The organism is Paraburkholderia caledonica NBRC 102488 (genome assembly GCF_000685095.1).
Taxonomy (GTDB): domain Bacteria; phylum Pseudomonadota; class Gammaproteobacteria; order Burkholderiales; family Burkholderiaceae; genus Paraburkholderia; species Paraburkholderia caledonica.
The window spans coordinates 1-21,091 of the sequence record NZ_BAYE01000004.1; the positions used below are offsets into that span (position 1 = coordinate 1).

Below are 21,091 nucleotides of genomic sequence, written 5' to 3' on the forward strand. Positions count from 1 at the left end.
TATGAAGCGGCCTTTTTTATCTCCAGCCGAGCAAGTTACTTCTTGTCGACGATGATCTGATCGAACGTCCCACCGTCCGAGAAATGCGTTTGCTGCGCTTTCTGCCAGTTGCCGAACATTTCTTCGACGGTGAACGTCTTGATCGGCTTGAACTCGGCGGCGTGCTTCGCGAGTATGTTCTTGTCACGCGGACGCAGATGATGTTGCGCGATGATCTCCTGCGCGGCCGGCGACCACAGATAGTCCAGATAAGCCTGCGCCTCCTTGCGCGTGCCGCGCTTGTCGACCACCTTGTCGACGATCGATACCGGCGGCGCCGCAAGCAGGCTCACCGACGGATAAACCGCTTCGAAATTGCCCGCGCCCACGCCGGTATTCATCAACGCGACTTCGTTTTCGAATGTCACCAGCACATCGCCGATGCCGCGTTGCGTGAACGTCGTCGTTGCGCCGCGGCCACCCGTGTCGAGCACCGGCACATTCTTGAAGATCGCTTTTTCGAAGTCGAGCGCCTGTGCGTCGCTGCCGCCGTGCTGCTTGCGATAACCCCACGCGGCCAGATAGGTATAACGTCCGTTGCCCGAAGTTTTCGGATTCGCGATCACCACTTGCACGCCGGGCCTGGCCAGATCATCCCAGTCCTTGATGTGCTTCGGGTTGCCCTTGCGTACGAGGAACACCATCGTAGTCGTGTACGGTGCACTGTCGTCCGGCAGACGCGTGCGCCAGTTGGCAGGGACCAGTTGGCCTTTTTCCGCGAGCAGGTCGATGTCGTTCGGCTGGTTCATCGTCACGACGTCCGCCTGCAAACCCTGCAATACCGACAACGCCTGCGCGCTCGACGCGCCATGCGACTGGCGAATCGATACGCTCTCGCCGCTCTTCTGCTTGTACGCGGCGATGAAGCCGGCATTGATGTCCTTGTACAACTCGCGCGTCACGTCGTAAGACACGTTCATCAATGACGTCTCTGCGTGCGCTGCCGACACGCCGCCGAGCGCAAGCGCGGCTGCCGTAAAACCGGCCGCCAGCCAGCGCGTTGTCCCCGTCCTGTATGCCATGTTGTCCCCGCTATCGATGATAAAAACCTGTGGCCGCGCAATAGCGCAGCGTGAAGCGGGATTCTAGCGGATCGCCTGTGCGCGCCGCGGCCGAAGCGGGCTCGCGATAGTCGTCGCATGCCGGGCATCGAGCGGCGCACGATTAGAAGCCGAACAGATCTGCCGAACGAACGGGCCAGAACCAGCGCGTCAAACCAGCGCCTGCTGGCCAATCTCGAGTGCTTCGTCGCGAAAGCGCAGCGGCGCTGCGCAATGCACCAGTGTGTCGACGAAATACTTCGCCCTCGGCCACGGGCCGAACCCGGCTGCGGTGTTGATATGCCCTGCGTCGCCCAGATTGACGAACGCACTGCCGAAGCGCTGCGCGAGTTCGCGAGCGCCGGCGAGCGGCATCCACGGATCGGTTTCACTGCCGATCAGAATGGACGGAACGCCGACACGCCGCGCCTCGAACGGTCCCGCGAAAGCGAATTTGTGCGGGCTTGCGGGCGCGACGAACAGCACGCCGACTACCTCGTTTGCATACGACGCCTGCTGCAACGCGTGCGCAGCCGCGAGGCAGCCGAAGCTATGCGCGGCGAGCACGAACGGCCCCCGTTCACGCGCGAGCAGTTCGCGCAGCGAGTTCGCCCAACCTGCGACATCCGGTGCATCCCAGTCGGCCTGCTCGACGCGCAACGACCGCGCGAACTGGCGCTCGAGCCAGGTTTGCCAATGTGCGCCCTCACTGCCGTGCAGGCCGGGAACGGTCACGAGCCGCGGCGGCCACGGCGCTGTGGTGCATGAAAGCATGTCTGTCCCTCGCTACGGGAAACCGGGAGGCCATTGTCCCGCCGCGCGACGCGTGGACGAACCAAGTTTTTGTGCTTTGTTTATGGAGTGGATCGCAGCAACGGGCGGCGCATTGGCCCGCGACGCGCACGGTCGTGCGCAACCGCGCGGGATTGCCGGCGAAAAAGTAGAATGAAGCCTATCCATAAAAGGAGGAGCCCTCATGTTGCCAGCGTCGTGCGCCGCGCCGCAGCCGCCGGAAGCCTCGCAGCCATGCTGCCGCCCGTCTCGCGCGAAGCGGCGCGATCGCGCATTCAACGGCGAGGCCGCATGAAAATCCTCTTTTACATGCCGAACGCCGAAGCCGCCGCCTGGCTGCACGACTTCGCCCGTGCGCTGCCGGAGGCCGATTTGCGCGAATGGCAGTCCGGCGACACCGCGCCCGCCGATTTTGCCGTCGTATGGCGCCCGCCTCGCGACATGCTGGTCGGCCGCAGCGATCTGCGGGCGATTTTCAATCTGGGTGCGGGCGTCGACGCGATTCTCGCGCTCGAACGCGAGCAGCCCGGCACGTTGCCCGGCAACGCGCAGTTGGTCCGTCTCGAAGACAGCGGCATGGCGCCGCAAATGGCCGAATACGTAACGCACGCGGTGCTGCGCTATCTGCGGCGCTTCGACGAATATCAGACGCTGCAACGCGAGGGTCGCTGGCAAGTACTCGATCCGCATCCGCGCGAGACGTTCACGGTGGGTGTGCTCGGACTCGGCGTGCTCGGCGCACATGTCGCACAAGCTGTCGCCGCGCTCGGCATGCCGGTGCGCGGCTATAGCCGCAGCGCGCGGCACGTCGAAGGCATCACGACGTTTGCTGGCGCGGCGCAATTCGACGCGTTTCTCGACGGCGTGAAGGTGCTCGTGAATCTGCTGCCGCATACGCCGGATACCGCCGATGTGCTAGGCGCGCGCACGTTTTCGCGGCTTGAGCGTGGCGCGTATCTGATCAACGTTGCACGCGGCGCGCATCTCGTCGAAGCAGATCTGCTCGACGCGCTGGCAAGCGGTCAACTGGCCGCGGCCACGCTCGACGTGTTTCGCGAGGAACCGTTACCCGCCGATCACCCGTTCTGGCAGGAGCCGCGCATTACCATTACGCCGCACATCTCCGCGCTAACGTTGCGCGAAGAAAGCGTCGCGCAGATCGCGGAAAAAATGTTGGCATTGGAGCGTGGTGAAGCGGTCGGGGGCGTGGTGGACATCGAACGCGGATATTGACATCGTCGAATTGCATGAGCAGGAGCAGGTGCCAAACCGCCAACTCCGATCGACTACTGTGTATGAGGAGACAATCATGGCCGTACCGCAGCAAGTGAAAATCGTCGAAGTGGGCCCGCGCGACGGCCTCCAGAACGAGAAGGAGTTCGTGCCGACCGCCACGAAGATCGAACTGATCAACCGGCTCTCCGCAGCGGGTTTTCGCAACGTCGAAGCGGCGTCGTTCGTGTCGCCGAAATGGGTGCCGCAGATGGCCGACGGCGCGCAAGTCATGTCCGGCATCGAGCGCCGCCCCGGCACCATCTATTCGGTGCTCACGCCTAACCTGCGCGGCTTCGAAGGCGCGCTTGCCGCACGCGCGGACGAGATCGTGATCTTCGGCGCCGCGAGCGAGGCGTTCTCACAGAAGAACATCAACTGCAGCATCGCGGAAAGTATCGAACGATTCGCACCGGTCGCGCAGGCAGTCAAGGAGCACGGCCTGCGCATTCGCGGCAGCGTGTCGTGTGCGCTCGGTTGTCCGTATCAAGGCGAGGTGCCGGTCGCGTCGGTGGTCGACGTGGTGCAACGCTTTGCAGCGCTCGGCTGCGACGAAATCGACATCGCGGATACGATCGGCGTGGGCACGCCGAAGCGCACGCGCGAAGTCTTCGAAGCGGTGACGCAGGTGTTTCCGCGCGAGCGTCTGTCCGGGCACTTTCACGACACGTATGGCCAGGCGCTGGCCAACATCTACGCGGCGCTGCAGGAAGGCATCGAAATCTATCACGCGTCGGTGGCGGGGCTCGGCGGTTGTCCGTATGCCAAGGGCGCAACCGGCAACGTCGCGACCGAAGACGTGCTGTATCTGATGAACGGCCTCGGCATCGAGACCGGCATCGACCTTGCTCAAGTCGTGGCAATCGGCGATTTCATTTCCACGTCGATCGGTCGGCCGAACGTTTCGCGCGCGGGCAAGGCGCTGCTTGCGAAGGCGCGCAGCGAAGCGGCCAACTGCGTTTGAGCCCGCGTCGAAAATCTTCCTCAAGACATTGCCCGACACCAGACTATCAGGACCTGACACGATGACGCACCAAGCTTCTCTCGACCCGGACGATCTCACCGCATTACCGGACTCTGCACGCCGCGTTGCACTGCTGCTGCGCGAGCGCGGACACAGTGGCCGGATCGTCATGCTGCCGGAGACCGGCAAGACTTCCGCCGAAGCCGCCGCCGGCCTTGGCTGTTCAGTCGCGCAGATCGCAAAGTCGATACTGTTTCGCCGTCGCGAAGACGATGCGCCGGTGCTGGTGGTCGCAAGCGGCGCGAATCGCGTCGATGAAAAGAAGGTGGCGGCGCAGGTGGGCGACATCGGCCGCGCCGACGCGAAGTTCGTCCGCGAAAAGACCGGCTATGCAATTGGCGGCGTGTGTCCGGTCGGTCATGCGGTCGAGCCGGTCACGCTGATCGATGAAGACCTGCTCGCGCTGGACAGCCTGTGGGCGGCCGCCGGACACCCGCATGCGGTGTTCAATCTGAGCGCCCAGGAACTGGTTGCATTGACGGGCGCGCCGGTAGTCGACGTGGCGCTGCGCGAGACGGCCTGAAGCGATGACAGCGGTAATCGACAAAGCAACGGATGCCGGCGGCGTGCCGTCGCCGTGCATCAACGTGTGCCGGATGAATGCGTCGACCGGCTGGTGCGAAGGTTGCCTGCGCACCATCGACGAAATCGCCGGCTGGTCGATCTACGACGATCACGAGAAGCGCGCCGTGTGGAACGAACTGGATGCCCGGCGCGCCCGGTTGATCGCAGGCCAGGCAAAGGTGCAGCCATGAACGCGCCGCCGCGCATTGTCACCATCGGCGAGACGTTCAGCTCGACGCTCACGTTGTCGGTGGATTCGGTGAAGTCGTTCGCAACGCTCGTCAACGACATGAACCCGCTGCATCACGACGAAGCCTACGCGGCGCAAAGCCGCTTCGGCGGTCTCATCGCGTCGGGCACACAGCCCACTGCTCACTTCATGGCGCTGCTCGCGACGCATTTTTCGACCTATGCGCAGCCACTCGGACTCGACTTCGATATCAAGCTGAAAAAGGCCGCGCACGCAGGCGACACGCTCACCATGACCTGGCGCGTGCGCGATGCTTACTGGAAGCCGAGCCTGAACGGAGACCTGACGCATCTCGAGGGCTCGGTCAAGAATCAGCGTGGTGAGGTTGCAGTGGTCGGCACGTCGACTATTCTCGTGATGCCGAAAGCCGAGGCATCCGTGAGCGCAGGCGTAGCAGCCGACTCGGGCACGGGCACGCTATGAACGCATTGCCCGCATTGCCTGCGTCGATCCGCGTCTTCGAGCGCGGCTGGCTTTCGTCGAACAACGTGCTGCTCGTCGACGACGACTGCGCCGCTATCGTGGACACCGGTTACGCGACGCATGCGCATCAAACGTTGGCGCTCGTCCAGCAGGCGCTCGGCGAGCGGCCGCTCGATCTGATCGTCAACACGCATCTGCATTCCGACCATTGCGGCGGCAATGCGCTGCTGCAGTCTTCGTGGCCCTGCGGCACGCTCATCCCGGCCTCCGAAGCCGGCGCCGTGAGCGACTGGGACGATGCGCGGCTGAGCTTCCGCGCAACTGCGCAGACCTGCGAGCGCTTCGGCTTCACAGGCACAATCGCACCGGGCGCGACGCTGCGCCTGGGCGCACTCGACTGGCAGGTGCTAGGCGCGCCCGGTCACGATCCGCATTCGCTGATGCTGTACTGCGCTGACGAACGCGTCCTGATCAGCGCCGACGCGCTGTGGGAGAACGGCTTCGGCGTGATCTTTCCGGAGCTCGAGGGCGAAAGCGGCTTCGCGGAGGAGCAGGCGGTGCTCGAAGCTATTGCAGCGCTCGACGTGCGCCTTGTGATTCCCGGCCATGGCGCGCCGTTCACGAACGTGGGACAGGCGCTGGACCGGGCTTTCTCCCGCGTGGCGTGGTTGCGCGCCGACCCGGCACGCAATGCGAAGAATGCGCTCAAGGTGCTGATTGTCTTCAAGCTGCTCGACGTCCGCGCGATGAGCTTTGCGACGCTGCTGCAAATGCTCGACGACGCAGCGGTCATGCGTGCGGCCGCTTCAATGCTGATGCCGCGTGGCGAATGGCCCGCACTCGTCAAAACGCTTGTCGATGAACTGGCTGCCGGAAACGGACCGCTAATGGTGGATGGCGAGCGGATCGTCGCGCGTGCGGCTCAACGGGCGTAAGCGCCTACGTTGCCTGGAGTGATCGAAAGTCCGGCCACTGGTAGCCGGCGCATGCGCGTTGGCAAGCGCGCCAGCTTCGGCGGGTCGGCAAAAACGCCGCCACAAAAAGAAAGCCGCTCGACCTATGAAGGCGAGCGGCGGAAATTCTGTCGGACGTGATCAGCGTCTGGTCGAATGATACGCGCGCGCGATTTTTGACCGCATCAGTGATTTCCCTACAGACGCTTGACGGCGGCCGTTGACCCGCATGCGGTCGGAAAGCAACGGAACCGCGCCGAGCCTGGCGAAGTTTGATCCGCTTATATGAGCAAACGTCCGCGCATATGGTTTGCAATCCATAGCATTGCGGCTTACCCCGTTGGCCGGACGCGCGGCGCTCAGACGGACGGCACGCGCCTTTGCGGCACGATGCGCCAGCCGAGATTGACGCCGGCAGCCGCAACGAGGATCAGCACCGCGCCCAGCACCTGAATCCACGCTAGTGCCTGACCAAACGCGACGCGGTCGACGATGATCGCCACCACCGGATAAATGAATGACAGCGCTCCGGTCATGGAGGTCGGCAGCTTCTGAATAGCGCCGTACAGCAACACATACATGAGGCCGGTGTTCACAACGCCCAGCACGACCAGTTCGAGCCATTGCGCGCCGGTGGCGGGCAGCGCGTCGAAACGCACGAACGGCGCCAGCATGACCACGCCGAGCGAGACCTGGATCAGCGCAATCAGATGCGGCGGCGTGCCCTTCAACCGCTTCGTGATAATCGAGGAAACCGCATACATTGCCGCCGCGCCCACCGCATAGGCGATACCCACCAGATATTGCCCCGGCACCGCCAGTACCGCCGGTTCGACCTTGACGACAAACACGAGCCCGATAAATGCGATCAGCAGCCACACGACCGTGGACGCGCTGATGCGCTCACGAAACACCAGCGCGCCGAGCGCCACCAGCATGAACGGCTGCGTGTTGTAGACGGCAGTCGCCATCGAGATCGACGCGCGCGAATAGGCGGCGAACAGCAGCACCCAGTTCGCGACAATCGCCGCGCCGCCGAGCAACGCGAGCCCGAGCATCTTCCACGAGAACAGCTTGCGCCTGAAGAAACCGAGCACGGCGCACACCAGCGCGAGCGTTGCTCCGCCGAAAATGCAGCGGAAAAACACCACGTTGAACGGACTCTGCTGCGACGACACCACCAGCCAGCCAATCGTGCCCGACATCAGCATTGCGATGCTCATCTCCGCCGCGCCGCGCCGGATTTCGTTTGAAGCCATGATCCGATCCTCGATTCAATTCTGCCTGACGAGCAGTGTAGATAATCCGCTGTCACGAATACATGGCTAAACTTAAGCAATATCACGATCCAACCTAATAATCGAAGGCCGTCATGACAAAACGCCTCGCGCAGCCCACGCCTGCAGCGCTCGACGACACGGACCGCGCGCTCCTCGCCGCGCTCGCCGAAGACGCGCGCCGGCCAGTCAGTGAACTTGCTCGCCTCGTCGGACTATCGGCGCCGAGTACGGCCGAGCGCATTCGACGGCTGGAAGCGCAAGGCGTGATCGAACGCTTCACCGTCCAGCTGGATCCGCGCGCGTTGGGTTTCACGCTGCAAGCTATCGTGCGCGTGAAGCCTTTACCCGGCCAGTTGCATCTGGTGGAAGAAGTGATCCGGCGAATCCCGGAGTTCGTGGAATGCGACAAAGTGACGGGCGACGATTGCTTTATCTGCCGCCTCTATCTGCATTCGATCGAGCACCTCGACGAGATTCTGTCGAAGGTCGCCGAGCGGGCGGAGACCAGCAGCGCGATCGTCAAATCGACGCCCATCAAGCGGCGCCTGCCGCCACTCGGTTAAGCGAGCAACGCTACCTTTCGAGCGCTTCGAAGAAGGACAGCATTTCGGCGACCAGTTCGTCAGGCGCCTCTTCGGGTATGTAGTGGCCGCACGACAGCGAACGGCCGCTCACGTCGCGCGCCACGTGACGCCATTCGTCCAGCGCGTCGAAGCATTTTTCGATCACGCCCTTGTCGCCCCACAACACGCGCAACGGGCAGGCGATCTTCTGTCCGCGCTCAATGTCAGCGCGGTCGTGCTCAAGGTCGATACTCGCCGACGCGCGGTAGTCCTCGCACATTGCATGCACCGCACCGGGTTGCGCGAGCGCCGAGCGGTAAGCGTCGAGCGCGGCCGGGTCGAACGGCGCGAGACCTGCGTGACGGCTTCCCATGACCGCATCGACATAAGCAGCCGGGTTTGCGCCGATCAGCGTTTCGGGCAGCGGCTCCGGTTGAATCAGAAAGAACCAGTGGAAATAATGCGTGGCGAAGGTACGGTCGGTCGCTTCGTACATTGCCAGTGTCGGTGCTATGTCGAGCAGCATCAAACGTTCGACGGCGTCCGCATGATCGAGCGCCATGCGATGCGCGACGCGCGCGCCGCGGTCATGCGCGCAGACGAGAAAGCGCTCGAACCCGAAGTGCCGCATCACTGCGACCTGATCGGCGGCCATGGTGCGTTTCGAATACGGCGCATGCGTGGCGTCGCTCTGCGGTTTTCCCGATACGCCATAGCCGCGAAGATCGGTGGCAATGACCGTGAAGTGCTGAGCCAGCTGGTCCGCGCAGCGCGCCCAGATCAGATGCGATTGCGGATGGCCGTGCAGCAGTAGAAGCGGCGGCCCCGCTCCGCCCTTTACTCCGAAGATATCTGCATCGCCCGCGGCGACGCGAAAGGGCGTGAAATTTTCGAAGGCCATGGCCGGCATCTCTCGTCGTTTGAAGTCAGTGCATTGTAAAAGCTCAATGTGTCCGGACCGGGTGGGACAACCCACGCAAAGCATAGAACCCGAACACTCATTCGAACCGTTCTAAACGAACCGGCGAACGCAAAGCACACGCCTGCCTTATAATCGAACGATCGTTCTTAAACGTTCGAGCGGCCCTATGCGCGGGCTGTCAGCTTCGCCACGGCGCAAGCCGCATGCCGCTACACTCATCAACAGCCGGGCGCTTTGCGCACCGGTCAGTCAATCAGGAGACCCGCACTATGGCATTGCCCGCCGTTCTACAAAATCTGGCGTTGCCTGTCGTCGCCTCGCCGATGTTCATCGTCAGCTATCCGGAGCTCGTGCTGGCGCAGTGCAAGGCCGGCATCGTCGGTTCGTTCCCCGCGTTGAATGCGCGCCCCGCCGAACTGCTCGACGAATGGCTCACGCAACTGCAGGCGCAACTCGCCGAACATAAGGCGGCGAATCCCGACTCGGTAATCGGACCGATTGCCGTCAACCAGATCGTCCATCAATCGAATACGCGGCTCGAACATGACGTGCGGGTCTGCGTCGAGCACAAGGTGCCCATCTTCATTACGAGCCTGCGCGCGCCGGCGCGCGAGATTGTCGATGCAGTGCACAGCTACGGCGGAATCGTGCTGCATGACGTGATCAATCTGCGGCACGCGCAGAAGGCGCTGGAAGCGGGCGTAGACGGTCTGATTCTGGTTGCGTCGGGGGCGGGCGGTCATGCGGGCACTACCTCGCCGTTCGCGCTGGTCGGCGAAGTGCGGCGCATTTTCGACGGCCCGATCGTGCTGTCGGGATCGATTGCGAACGGCGGCTCGATTCTGGCCGCGCAAGCCATGGGCGCCGACCTTGCGTACATGGGAACGCGCTTCATCGCGACGAAAGAGGCGCATGCGGTGGACAGCTACAAGCAGGCTATCGTCAATTCCACCGCGTCGGACATCATCTACACGAACCTGTTCACGGGTGTGCACGGCAATTACATTCGCGAGAGCATCGTCAACGCCGGGCTCGATCCGGACGCGCTGCCCGAATCGGACAAAACCAAGATGAACTTCGCGAACGACAAGGCGAAGGCGTGGAAAGACATCTGGGGCGCGGGCCAGGGCGTCGGCCTGATGGACGACGTGCCGAGCGTGGGCGAGCTGGTCAAGCGTCTGTCGAAGGAATACGACGACGCAAAGGCGCGACTCGGTATCCTGCGCTGACTTCGCCGAGGGTTGCCGGGGGTTGCGGGGGTGGCTCCCGCTACATATTCCGACGATACTGCCCGCCCACTTCGAACAACGCGTGCGTGATTTGCCCAAGCGAACAGACGCGCACCACATCCATCAGCACCGCAAAGACGTTTTCGTCGTCGATCACTGCGCGTTGCAGACGCTCGAGCGCGGCCGGCGCGGCGTCGCGATGCCGCGCCTGGAAATCGCGCAGACGTTTCAACTGGCTTTGCTTCTCTTCTTCGGTGGAGCGGGCGAGCGCAATTGGCGTCGGCGCTACATGCGGCTTCGCGCTCACAAACGTATTCACGCCGACGATCGGATACGAGCCGTCATGCTTGCGATGCTCGTACAGCATCGACTCGTCCTGAATGCGCCCGCGCTGATAACCGGTCTCCATTGCGCCGAGCACGCCGCCGCGCTCGGTCAGCCGGTCAAATTCGGCGAGTACCGCTTCTTCGACGAGGTCGGTCAGTTCGTCGATCACGAAGCTGCCCTGATTCGGATTCTGATTCTTCGCCAGCCCCCATTCGCGGTTGATGATCAACTGAATCGCCACCGCGCGTCGAACCGACTCCTCGGTGGGTGTGGTGATCGCTTCGTCGAATGCATTCGTGTGCAGCGAGTTGCAGTTGTCGTAGATCGCGATCAGCGCTTGCAGCGTGGTGCGGATATCGTTGAAGTCGATCTCTTGCGCGTGCAGGCTACGGCCCGAGGTCTGCACGTGATACTTGAGCTTCTGGCTGCGTTCGTTCGCGCCGTAACGCTCGCGCATTGCGATCGCCCACACGCGCCGCGCAACGCGGCCGAGCACCGTGTATTCCGGGTCCATGCCGTTGGAAAAGAAGAACGACAGATTCGGCGCGAAGTCGTCAATCGACATGCCGCGCGCCAGATAAGCCTCGACGTACGTAAAGCCGTTAGCGAGCGTGTAGGCGAGTTGCGAGATCGGATTCGCGCCGGCTTCGGCAATGTGATAGCCGGAGATCGACACCGAGTAGAAGTTACGCACGCGGTGTTCGACAAAATATGCCTGAATATCGCCCATCACCTTGAGGCTGAACTCGGTCGAAAAAATACAGGTGTTCTGGCCTTGGTCCTCTTTCAGAATGTCGGCCTGCACCGTGCCGCGTACATTCTCCAACGCCATGCGGCGCGTCTCGGCGAGTTCGTCTTCGCTCAGCGCACGGCCCAGTTGCTGTGCCTGGCGCGCGATATGCTGATCGATCGCGACGTTGAAGAACATGGCGAGTATGGTCGGCGCGGGGCCGTTGATCGTCATCGACACCGACGTCTGCGGCGCGCACAGATCGAAGCCGTCGTAGAGCGCATGCATGTCGTCGAGCGTCGCGACCGATACGCCGGAGTTGCCCACCTTGCCGTAGATGTCGGGGCGCTCATCCGGCTCTTCGCCGTAGAGCGTGACCGAGTCGAACGCGGTCGAAAGACGCTTGGCCCGCATGCCCTCGGACAGCAGCTTGAACCTCCGGTTGGTGCGCGACGGATCGCCTTCTCCGGCGAACATTCGCGTCGGGTCTTCGTTCTCGCGACGGAAAGGAAAGACGCCTGCAGTGAACGGAAAGTAACCCGGCAGATTGTCGAGCATCAGCCAGCGCAGAATCTCGCCGTGGTCGACGAATTTCGGCAACGCGACTTTGCGCAGCTGTGTGCCCGATAAGGTCGTGGCCGTGAGCGCGGTGCGTATCTCGCGGTCACGAATGCGTACCACATGATCATCGCCCGAGTAGGCGGCGACAGTTTGCGGCCACGCGTCGAGCAGTTTGCGCTCGTGCTCGCCGAGTGCGGTGGTGCGTTGCTCGATGAGCGCGTCGAGCGAGGCTTGCGCATCGTCTGCATCGTGCGCGTCTGCGCTGGCTTCCCCGAGCATCCGGCGCGCTTCGACGAGTTGCCAGCGTTCGCGCGCAACGCCGGCTTGCTGATCGACCCGCTCGCGATAAGCGTGGATGGTCTGTGCGATTTCCGCGAGATAGCGCACGCGCGCAGGCGGCACGATCGCGTGACGGCCGCTCGAAAAGCGCACGTCGGCCGCAACCGACAAACGGCCGCCTCCTGAGCGCAGGCCGTGCTTGCGCAGCGCTTCGGCGATGTACTGGTAAAGCGCGGTCACGCCGTCGTCGTTGAAGTGCGAAGCGATCGTGCCGAACACCGGCATTGCCTCGGGCGATTTCGCAAAGTCGGCGCGGTTACGCTGCACCTGTTTCGCGACATCGCGCAACGCATCTGGCGCGCCCTTGCGGTCGAACTTGTTGATCGCGACGGCGTCGGCGAAGTCGAGCATGTCGATCTTCTCCAACTGGCTGGCCGCGCCGAATTCGGGCGTCATGACATACAGCGATTCGTCGACGAACGGCACGATGGCCGCGTTGCCCTGACCGATCCCTGACGTTTCCACGACGATCAGGTCGAAACCGGCCGCCTTGCACAGCATCAGCGCGTCGGGCAGCGCGTCGGAGATTTCGCTCGATGCCTCGCGCGTCGCCATCGAGCGCATATAGACGCGTGCTCCGCCGCCCCAGTCGCCGATTGCGTTCATGCGGATGCGATCGCCGAGTAGCGCGCCGCCGGACTTGCGGCGCGACGGGTCGATGGCGAGCACGGCGATGGTCAGCGTGTCGCCGTAATCCAGCCGGAAGCGGCGGATGAGTTCGTCGGTAAGCGACGATTTGCCCGCGCCGCCCGTGCCGGTAATGCCGAGCACGGGGATCTGCACTGCCTGAGTAAGAGCGGAGAGCTCCGCACGCTTCGACGACGCGACGCCGCTCGTTTCGAAGGCGCTGATCAGTTGAGCGAGCCGGCGGAACAGGAGCGAACTCGCGTCGCGCGAACCACCGCTGCTTGTCTCGCCCCTTACCTGCGCGCTCGAACGCAGGTGCGACAGCGGTTGACCAGTCACGCTGGCGAGCCAGTCGCCGACTGCGCCGGTCCGCGCTGTGGCGTCCTCGCGTGCCGCTGCTGCGCAGCGCGCGATCATGTCGTCGATCATTCCTTGCAGGCCAAGCCGCTGGCCGTCGCGCGGCGAATAGATCTTTTCGACTCCGTAGTTTTCCAGCGCGACGATTTCGTCGGATACGATCACCCCGCCGCCGCCGCCGAACACCTTGATGCGCTCACCGCCTCGCGCTCGCAGCAGATCGACCAGGTAGCGGAAGTATTCGTTATGGCCGCCCTGGTAGCTCGACACCGCGACGCCGTCCGCATCTTCCTGCAGCGCGGCGGTCGCGACTTCATCGACGGAGCGGTTATGGCCTAGATGGATGACCTCGACGCCGCTCGCTTGCAGGATGCGGCGCATGATGTTGATCGACGCATCGTGGCCGTCGAACAGGGCTGCAGCGGTGACGAAGCGCAAGCGCCGGCCGGCGGGCAGCTCGTGGCTGGCGGCGCGCTGCGGCGTGGACAGATCGGTCATGTCTCCCCCAGATCGTTACGCTGTTTGCGTGTGTGGGTGCTGGCAACCAGTATAACGAAACAGATGGGCGCGGCTCCGGCGGTTTGCGGCTTGGGGCGTACCAACGGGCTTTGCCAGAGCGCTATCTCACGGCCAGTGCCTCGATCTGTTCGAGCGACGGCCACAGCGACTCGTTCGCGAACCGGTCCGCGAGGAAGTCCACGAACGAGCGCACCTTCGCGGACAAATGGCGCCGGCTCGCGTACACCACATGAATCGGCAACTCGCGAGGCGGCACTTCATCGACGAGCACAGGCACGAGACGCCCTTCTGCCAGATCGGCGCCGATCACTTCGGTGCCGAGCAGCGCGATGCCCGCACCGTGCAGCACCATGACGCGCTGCGCCTCGAGATGATTGACGATCAGATTGCCGGACAGGCGCACGCGCGCGGCTTCGCCGGTGGCTTGCAGGACGTCGAGCGCCGACACGCCCGTGTATTGCAGAATGTTGTGGCGCGCGAGATCGGCGACCGTCTTCGGCGTGCCGCGCCGGCGCAGATACTCCGGCGACGCGCACAGCAGCAGATGCGCCATCGCGATCTGCCGCGCGATCAGCGACGACGACTTGAGGCCGCTCGGCGAAGCGCGGATCGCGACGTCGAAGCCTTCGTCGATCAGTTCGACGACGCGGTCCGACAACGTGATGTCGACCGTGACTTGCGGATACTGCGCGGCGTAGTCGGCGACCGCGGCCATCACGTGACTCAGCCCGAATGCCGACAGCGACGACACCCGCAAGCGCCCTTGCGGCACGACGCTCGCCGCCCCGACCACCTGCTCCGCTTCCTCGAGTTCGGTGAGCACCTGACTCAGGCGCTCGTAGTATTCGCGGCCGGCCTCGGTCGGCGCGACCCGGCGCGTGGTGCGGTTCAGCAGGCGCGCGCCGAGCTGTTGTTCGAGATGCATCACGTGCTTGCTCGCCATTGCCGCGGACATCTCCATCCGTTCAGCCGCGCCCACGAAGCTGCCCACCTCGACCACTTGCCGGAACACTTTCATGCTGACGAGGGTGTCCATCCGAATCGCTCGCTATAGGAATTAATCGGCGTTATTTTGCCCGGTTTATCAAAGGGCCGATGGCGAAACGACTATGGCCGGAGTCGCGTCAGAAGTCGGAAAAGACCAAAGCCCGCGTTCCGTGAGGAACGCGGGCTTTGGAGGTTGTGAGTGGGGCGCGGCTCGCGGCAGTCGCCGCGCCCCGGCCGGTTCAGCTACGCAGCGACGCCTAGAACTTCGCGCGCAAGCCGACGCCGTACGTATTGCCGCTCGACTGGCTGGTGATGTGGTCGTACAGGTAAGCCGCGTACACGTCGGTGCGCTTGGACAGCGGGTAGTCGTAGCCGATCGCCGCGGTCTGGCGCGTCTGGTCGAAGCCGCCGCCGTCGCGCGAATAAGCATACGACGCCATCACCGAGCCCGGACCCGCCGGCACCGTGACGCCGCCTTGCGCGGTGTTCACGTGCCAGCTCGTCAGCGTCTGGTCGTTGTGCGTGTACATGTACTGGCCGAACAGCTTCACATACTTGAGGTCATACGAGACGCCGACTTGCGCGACGCTCTGCGCCTTCAGGCCCGGCACGCCCGAGGAATCGAAGCTGCCCAGGTCTCCCGGCGTGTTGTTGAAGTTCACGTACTGATAGACCGCGGTCGCGGCAAACGGGCCGTGGAAATACAGAACCTGGCCGCTCCACTTCTTCGCGCCGTTCTGGGTCGTGTTACCCAGCGCATACATTGCGCTCGCCGACAGGCCGTTGAAGTTCGGCGACTGATATTGGACCGCGTTATTCCAGCCGGAGTCGCCGGTCACGCCTTGATCGGTCGAGTAAGTCGGGAACGTGCCGAGCCCGAGATACACGTGGTAGACCATCGGCGAGAAGACGTAGGAGTCGATGAATGGGTTGAACAGGATCGTCGACACGAACAGTTCGGTAGTCAGCCGGCCGGCCGTAACCGTGCCGTACGGCGATTCGATACCGACGTACGCGTTACGCGAAAACATCGTGTCGCCGGTGAAGCGGCCGTACTGGCCGTTCTGCGCGCGGAAGAAGCCTTCCAGCGTAAAGATCGCCTTGTAGCCGTTGCCCAGATCCTCAGCCCCTTTCAAGCCCCAGTACGACGTCGACATCCCGCCCCCGGACACCTGCACCGCCGTCTTGCCGCCGGGAAATTTCTGCGCGCCGACCCATTCGTCCACCTGACCGTAGAGTTGCACGCTCGACTGCGCGAAAGCAGACGATGCACTGGCCAGCAAAGCGGCACAAGCGGTTGCCTTAAGGGTGGTCTTCAGCGCACGGCTGATGCCTGTTTTCATGGATTCTCCAGTCTTTGTCAAAAGGGGTGTGGCTGTGCGAAAGGGCAAGCTCGCGCGAACCATTGTTGTTGTCCGTTCGATCGTCGAGCCAATCTGGGCGGGGACCATCTTTGCGGACCATTTTTATGAACAAAAATATCGCTGGTTATTGCGGGTATATCGGTCTGATTAGTTTTGTCACTTATCGGCCTGCTACAGACCTTCACGCGTTCATGTTCGCGGCGCCGCGACAGACACGTCGGCTCGCGCAAGCTGCGCGCGCTATGCGCAAGGCGCCCGATAACACTTCAAATGACATGCTGATGACGCGCTGCCGCATAACCGCCCAAATTTGACGATGGGAGACGACTCGCTGCCGAGTGTTTTCAAAAAAGTGTGGCGTCGAAACGTCACATTGCGCGCGCGGTTCTGAGGTGGGTTAAAGCGTAATGCGCGCGCCAAGCCAATTGAAAGGCGCGCAAATTAATAAAGCTTGGGCAGCGGGCGCTGCCAAGGATTGGACGCGATGCGAACCTGCGCCGTGGATCTGCTGGGAAATTGACTAACACGCGGATTAACGCGCGGCCCGGGCGGGCCTGGTTTCCGAGCTTAATTTCGGTAGGGAGAACTCTCGGGCGGGCGGCTGTCGTCGCCTTGGCGCTGAACGGCGCGCAGTGCACCGCGTTCTTCGTTATAACGCGCGACGTCGGCCCGGATCGATCCCGAGCGAACCGGCGCGTTGGGCTGCGGCCGTTGCCCGGGGCGCGACTCTGCGCTGACGGGTTGAATGACGCCGACGTACGGTATGCCGCCGCGGCCATCGCCAGGATAAGCGCCCGGTCCGGCGACGCGATGCATGCCTTCGCCTGGAGCGCCGGAGGGATCGAGATTACGCTCGACGTTGCGACCAACGTCGCGGTTTACGTAATTGCCGTGACCATAGCTGTCAGCACCGAAGCTCGCGCCACCGTGCGGCATGCCTGGCCCTTTTGCATAGGCGAACGAGCACAGCGCGACGATTACCGCGCCCCATGCCAGGTGCTTCGTTCTCGACAACCCGTCCACCAGTGACTCACTTGCCCGAAGACTTGCCTGAAGCCCACCGTTCGAGCTGCGATGGACTTGTTGAGGGACTTGGCGCGGGCGCTGCGAACAGGTCGCAGCGCAGAGCATCCCGACGGCCTTTGATCGGTAATCTATGGTCACGGGCACAGGGTGTCGAGCCAAAAAGTGTTAGGCCTCGCCCGCTCTTGTAACACGTTGTTACTGCGACGTTTTTCCACGACACAACCCTTGCTAAAACCGCCTTAAAAGCAGCACTTAGATAGAGAGCAACGCCTTCGCGAAAGGCGAAAGTGCAACGATGCAAAATGTCTCCGAATCACGATGAATAAGCGGGCAGCGCAGCGCACTTGCGGGATGCGGCTCCGAGTGCGTCCACCTATTCATAACCGCAATCACCGTTGCTGGCAGGAATGCACCGCACTCATTAATCAATTCGGTAAATGAATTTGCCGTTTCAATCGGTTTAGACGGACAATAGGGGTTTTCCATAGCATCGGCGCCGCAGCGCTTTCGCGCACGCGCCTTGCGTGCAATCCCGCATCACCGATTTCGAGAATTCGACATGGCCCGCCCGAAACTGCTTCCAGATAACTTCACCCTATGCCTGATCGGCACGGTGATACTCGCAAGCCTGCTGCCGGTTCACGGTCAGGCCGCCGCGGGGTTCGACTGGGTAACGAACATTGCGGTCGGCCTGCTGTTCTTCCTACACGGCGCGAAGCTTTCTCGGGAAGCGATTGTTGCGGGCGCGACGCACTGGCGTCTGCATGTGGTCGTACTGCTCAGCACGTTCGCGCTGTTTCCTCTGCTCGGCCTCGCGCTTAAACCGCTCCTGTCGCCACTTGTCACGCCTGCGCTCTACGCCGGGATCCTCTTCCTCTGCACGTTGCCGTCGACGGTTCAGTCCTCTATCGCCTTCACGTCCATCGCCAAAGGCAACGTTCCGGCCGCGGTTTGCAGCGCGTCGGCCTCGAGCCTGCTCGGCATCTTCATCACCCCCGCACTCGTCAGTGTCCTCGTCACGAATCAGGCGGCGGGCGCTAGCTCTCCTTGGCACACCGTGGGCAATATCGTGCTGCAGTTGCTGGTTCCGTTCGTGGCGGGGCAACTGCTGCGCCCGCTGATCGGCAAGTGGATCGAGCGGCATCGCGGCGTGCTGAAGTTCGTCGATCAAGGTTCCATTCTGCTGGTCGTGTATGGCGCGTTCAGCGAGTCCGTGACGGAAGGCCTGTGGCATCAGATCCCGCTCTCCGCTTTGGGCGGTGTGCTGCTCATCAGCGTGGTGCTGCTCGCGCTCGCGCTGGGCATGACGATCTTCGTGAGCAAGCGGCTCGGCTTCAGTCGCGCGGATCAGATCACCATCATCTTTTGCGGCTCGAAGAAAAGTCTTGCCGCCGGCGTGCCCATGGCCAAAGTCATCTTTGCCTCGCAGGCGGTCGGCGCGGTCGTTCTCCCGCTCATGCTGTTCCACCAGATCCAGTTGATGGTCTGCGCCGCGCTCGCGCAGCGCTGGGGCGCTCGCGACACTAGCGGAGAAACCCGCGCCGCCTCGCGCGAGCGGGCTGCTGCCGCCGTCGCCCGCCGTTGAATACGCGCGCAATGCGAATAGGACATTCATAAGCGCCCTCCCTGAGCGTCGTTTTCGAGAAAAGCCGCCTTGCGCGGCTTTTTGTTATTTCACGCTCATCGGCGACGGTTGTCGCCTCGGCCCGATGGCATAGGCGGCTTCCTAGGCGCCTCCTGGCCAACTCTTAAAGCGCCTCCACGCCGCGCACGACCGCGTGCGAAGACTCCCCGCAGTCGAACGCACCACACCAGTGCAACGCTTCACTAAAAGTTCACTTAATTCTCCGCAGCACAGGTCGATAAGCCGAAGGTCCATCGCTACGTCAACCTGCCATGCAACTTCGCTCGCCCTCCGGAATCGCTGCGCCGCGCATCGAGGACCTGATTGCCCGGCGTGATCTGTCCGCCGTATTCCAGCCGATCATCGACTTCGAGGACGGCGCGATTCTCGGCTACGAAGGCCTGATTCGCGGGCCGGCCGGCACATCGCTCGAGACGCCATTCGCGCTCTTTTCGCAAGCGCTCGTTGAAGGTTGCACGATCGAACTCGAACAGGCCGCCGCGCGCGCCTGTATCGACGCATTTGCGAGACTCGGCCACGACGGCAAGCTGTTCCTGAACTTCAGTGCAGGCGCGCTTCGGCGTCTGGCCGCCGTACCCGACGACACACTCGCGCTGCTGCGCCATCGCGGCGTCGATCCACAGCGAATCGTGATCGAGTTGACGGAGCAGAGCATGATCGCCGACGTCGGCAGTTTCCTGCCGGTGATCGCCTCGTTGCGCACGGCAGGCGCGCAGTTCGCACTCGACGATTACGGCACCGCGAACGCGAGCATGAATCTGTGGGTGCGACTCCAACCGGACGTCGTGAAAATCGACCGCTTCTTCATTCACGACATCGCCTGCGATCCATTGAAGTTCGAGGCCGTTCGCGCAATGCAGCACTTCGCGAGCGCGAGCGGCGCGCGCCTCGTGGCCGAAGGCATCGAGAACGAGGCCGATCTGATCGTCGTGCGCGACATGGGAATCGGCTGTGGGCAGGGCTTTTTCTTTGGCCGTCCGCATGCGCAGCCGCCAAGCAAAGTCACCGACGACGCCCGCGACGCCTTGCGCGCAGGCCACATCGCCGTATTCCCCGAGGCGACGCGTACGCTCGGCGGCGCGTCGCCATCGGGCGGCATGGCCTCGGAAAAGATGCTCGTGCACGCGCCCGCCTTGCCGCGCCAGGCAACCAATAACGACGTGCTGGAGCTCTTCAACCGTCTGCCCGATCTGCACGCCGTCGCCGTGGTTGAGCACGACGAACCGGTTGCGCTGATCAACCGCCGCAGCTTCATGGACCGTTACGCGTTGCCGTATCACCGCGAGTTGTTCGGCAAGCGGCCATGCCTGCTCTTCGCGAACGCCTCGCCGGTAGTGATAGAGAAATCGATGACCGTCGAGCAGATGGCCAAGCTCCTCGCAAGCGACGATCAGCGCTATCTCGCCGATGGCTTCGTCATCACCGAAAACGGCAAGTACGCGGGACTCGGCACTGGCGAGAACCTCGTGCGAGCGGTCACCGAGGTGCGCATCGAAGCGGCGCGTTACGCCAACCCGCTGACGTTCCTGCCGGGCAACATCCCGATCAGTTCGCACATTGTGCGGCTCGTCGGCAATCACGCCGGCTTCTACGCCTGCTATGTGGACCTGAACCACTTCAAGCCATTCAACGATCAGTACGGCTACTGGCAAGGCGACGAGGTACTGAAGTTCGCCGCTGCGGTGCTCGCCGACGTCTGCGATCCGACGCGCGACTTTCTTGGTCACGTGGGCGGCGACGACTTCCTCATCCTGTTCCAGAGCGACGACTGGCGCGAGCGCGTGCTGCGCGCGATTCACGTGTTCAACGAGGGCGCGCAGCGCTTCTACGCGCCAACCGACCGTCTGGCCGGCGGCATTCACGGCGAAGACCGGCGTGGCAATCCGACCTTCTTCGGCTTCGTCACGATGGCAATTGGTTGCGTGCGCGTGGAGCCGGAGCCGACCGGCGGCGCGTCGCTCTATAACAGCGAGGAAATCGCCACGGTCGCGGCGCTGGCCAAGCGGCGCGCGAAGCTCGAACCAAGCGGATTCGTGCTGATCGACGCCGAAGAAAGCGTGGCCTTGTTGCGCGGGCAGTCAGAAGCAGCGGCGACGCCCGCCGATTGACGAAGCGGCGCCGGCCGTTTGGGAAGGCCGCATTTCCAGCCTTGACTACCGTTATTGCGCAAGCTCACGGCACCATGAAACGCGTGTACCCCGCACGTGTTTAGCAATTTTACTAAACAAAAAAATACAAAAAAGGCCAACAACTACGGG

18 protein-coding genes are annotated in these 21,091 nt (G+C 63.0%); 10 read left to right on the top strand and 8 right to left on the bottom strand.

What is annotated here, in order from left to right; genetic code table 11:
• Window positions 1-35: 35 nt before the first annotated feature.
• A complete protein-coding gene (locus BCA01S_RS09445; RefSeq protein ID WP_027776692.1) occupies window positions 36-1,061 on the bottom strand; it encodes a sulfate ABC transporter substrate-binding protein in 1,026 nt (341 codons plus the stop codon).
• A 189-nt stretch (window positions 1,062-1,250) separates the two neighbouring features.
• Window positions 1,251-1,853, bottom strand: coding sequence for an RBBP9/YdeN family alpha/beta hydrolase (locus tag BCA01S_RS09450; protein ID WP_027776693.1), 603 nt, complete (start codon window positions 1,851-1,853; stop codon window positions 1,251-1,253).
• A 309-nt stretch (window positions 1,854-2,162) separates the two neighbouring features.
• Here BCA01S_RS09450 and BCA01S_RS09460 point away from each other — a divergent pair, with 309 nt between their 5' ends.
• From BCA01S_RS09460 to BCA01S_RS09485, 6 genes are all read left to right on the top strand, one after another.
• The gene (locus tag BCA01S_RS09460; RefSeq protein ID WP_027776694.1) at window positions 2,163-3,104 is read left to right on the top strand and encodes a 2-hydroxyacid dehydrogenase; all 942 of its coding nucleotides are present in this window, start codon (window positions 2,163-2,165) and stop codon (window positions 3,102-3,104) included.
• 76 nt (window positions 3,105-3,180) lie between these two features.
• Window positions 3,181-4,107 carry a hydroxymethylglutaryl-CoA lyase gene (locus BCA01S_RS09465; RefSeq protein WP_027776695.1) on the top strand — a complete coding sequence of 309 codons (927 nt, stop codon included), beginning with the start codon at window positions 3,181-3,183 and terminating at the stop codon, window positions 4,105-4,107.
• A 61-nt stretch (window positions 4,108-4,168) separates the two neighbouring features.
• A complete protein-coding gene (locus tag BCA01S_RS09470; RefSeq protein WP_027776696.1) occupies window positions 4,169-4,690 on the top strand; it encodes a YbaK/EbsC family protein in 522 nt (173 codons plus the stop codon).
• A gap of 4 nt (window positions 4,691-4,694) precedes the next feature.
• Window positions 4,695-4,922, top strand: a complete 228-nt coding sequence (locus tag BCA01S_RS09475; RefSeq protein WP_027776697.1) for a DUF1289 domain-containing protein — start codon at window positions 4,695-4,697, stop codon at window positions 4,920-4,922.
• Window positions 4,919-5,404, top strand: coding sequence for a MaoC family dehydratase (locus tag BCA01S_RS09480; protein WP_027776698.1), 486 nt, complete (start codon window positions 4,919-4,921; stop codon window positions 5,402-5,404). Before BCA01S_RS09475 ends, BCA01S_RS09480 begins: the two co-directional genes overlap by 4 nt.
• 5 nt (window positions 5,405-5,409) lie before the next feature.
• Window positions 5,410-6,339, top strand: coding sequence for an MBL fold metallo-hydrolase (locus BCA01S_RS09485; protein WP_027776699.1), 930 nt, complete (start codon window positions 5,410-5,412; stop codon window positions 6,337-6,339).
• A 377-nt stretch (window positions 6,340-6,716) separates the two neighbouring features.
• Here BCA01S_RS09485 and BCA01S_RS09490 read toward each other — a convergent pair whose 3' ends face one another.
• Window positions 6,717-7,616, bottom strand: coding sequence for a DMT family transporter (locus BCA01S_RS09490; protein ID WP_027776700.1), 900 nt, complete (start codon window positions 7,614-7,616; stop codon window positions 6,717-6,719).
• Between the two features lie 113 nt (window positions 7,617-7,729).
• On the opposite strand from BCA01S_RS09490, the gene BCA01S_RS09495 reads away from it, so the two are divergent.
• Window positions 7,730-8,200: an Lrp/AsnC family transcriptional regulator gene (locus BCA01S_RS09495; protein ID WP_027776701.1), complete on the top strand. Its 471-nt coding sequence runs from the start codon at window positions 7,730-7,732 to the stop codon at window positions 8,198-8,200.
• A gap of 10 nt (window positions 8,201-8,210) precedes the next feature.
• Here the strand turns inward: BCA01S_RS09495 and BCA01S_RS09500 are convergent, their stop codons facing one another.
• On the bottom strand, window positions 8,211-9,101 hold the full coding sequence (locus tag BCA01S_RS09500) for an alpha/beta fold hydrolase (RefSeq protein ID WP_027776702.1): 891 nt from the start codon (window positions 9,099-9,101) through the stop codon (window positions 8,211-8,213).
• A gap of 290 nt (window positions 9,102-9,391) precedes the next feature.
• Between BCA01S_RS09500 and BCA01S_RS09505 the strand changes: the two genes are divergently transcribed.
• Window positions 9,392-10,351, top strand: coding sequence for an NAD(P)H-dependent flavin oxidoreductase (locus tag BCA01S_RS09505; protein ID WP_027776703.1), 960 nt, complete (start codon window positions 9,392-9,394; stop codon window positions 10,349-10,351).
• A gap of 40 nt (window positions 10,352-10,391) precedes the next feature.
• On the opposite strand, the gene icmF is transcribed toward BCA01S_RS09505, so the two are convergent.
• The 4 genes from icmF to BCA01S_RS09530 all read right to left on the bottom strand — a co-directional run bounded on the left by icmF (window position 10,392) and on the right by BCA01S_RS09530 (window position 17,185).
• Window positions 10,392-13,790: a fused isobutyryl-CoA mutase/GTPase IcmF gene (gene icmF, locus BCA01S_RS09510; RefSeq protein WP_027776704.1), complete on the bottom strand. Its 3,399-nt coding sequence runs from the start codon at window positions 13,788-13,790 to the stop codon at window positions 10,392-10,394.
• Between the two features lie 121 nt (window positions 13,791-13,911).
• The gene (locus tag BCA01S_RS09515) at window positions 13,912-14,847 is read right to left on the bottom strand and encodes a LysR family transcriptional regulator (protein WP_027776705.1); all 936 of its coding nucleotides are present in this window, start codon (window positions 14,845-14,847) and stop codon (window positions 13,912-13,914) included.
• A 208-nt stretch (window positions 14,848-15,055) separates the two neighbouring features.
• On the bottom strand, window positions 15,056-16,141 hold the full coding sequence (locus BCA01S_RS09520; protein WP_027776706.1) for a porin: 1,086 nt from the start codon (window positions 16,139-16,141) through the stop codon (window positions 15,056-15,058).
• 588 nt (window positions 16,142-16,729) lie between these two features.
• On the bottom strand, window positions 16,730-17,185 hold the full coding sequence (locus BCA01S_RS09530; protein ID WP_027776708.1) for a hypothetical protein: 456 nt from the start codon (window positions 17,183-17,185) through the stop codon (window positions 16,730-16,732).
• A 562-nt stretch (window positions 17,186-17,747) separates the two neighbouring features.
• Between BCA01S_RS09530 and BCA01S_RS09535 the strand changes: the two genes are divergently transcribed.
• Together BCA01S_RS09535 and BCA01S_RS09540 are read left to right on the top strand one after the other, a co-directional pair.
• Window positions 17,748-18,773, top strand: coding sequence for a bile acid:sodium symporter family protein (locus tag BCA01S_RS09535; RefSeq protein WP_027776709.1), 1,026 nt, complete (start codon window positions 17,748-17,750; stop codon window positions 18,771-18,773).
• A gap of 311 nt (window positions 18,774-19,084) precedes the next feature.
• On the top strand, window positions 19,085-20,941 hold the full coding sequence (locus tag BCA01S_RS09540; RefSeq protein WP_027776710.1) for an EAL domain-containing protein: 1,857 nt from the start codon (window positions 19,085-19,087) through the stop codon (window positions 20,939-20,941).
• Window positions 20,942-21,091: the final 150 nt, after the last annotated feature.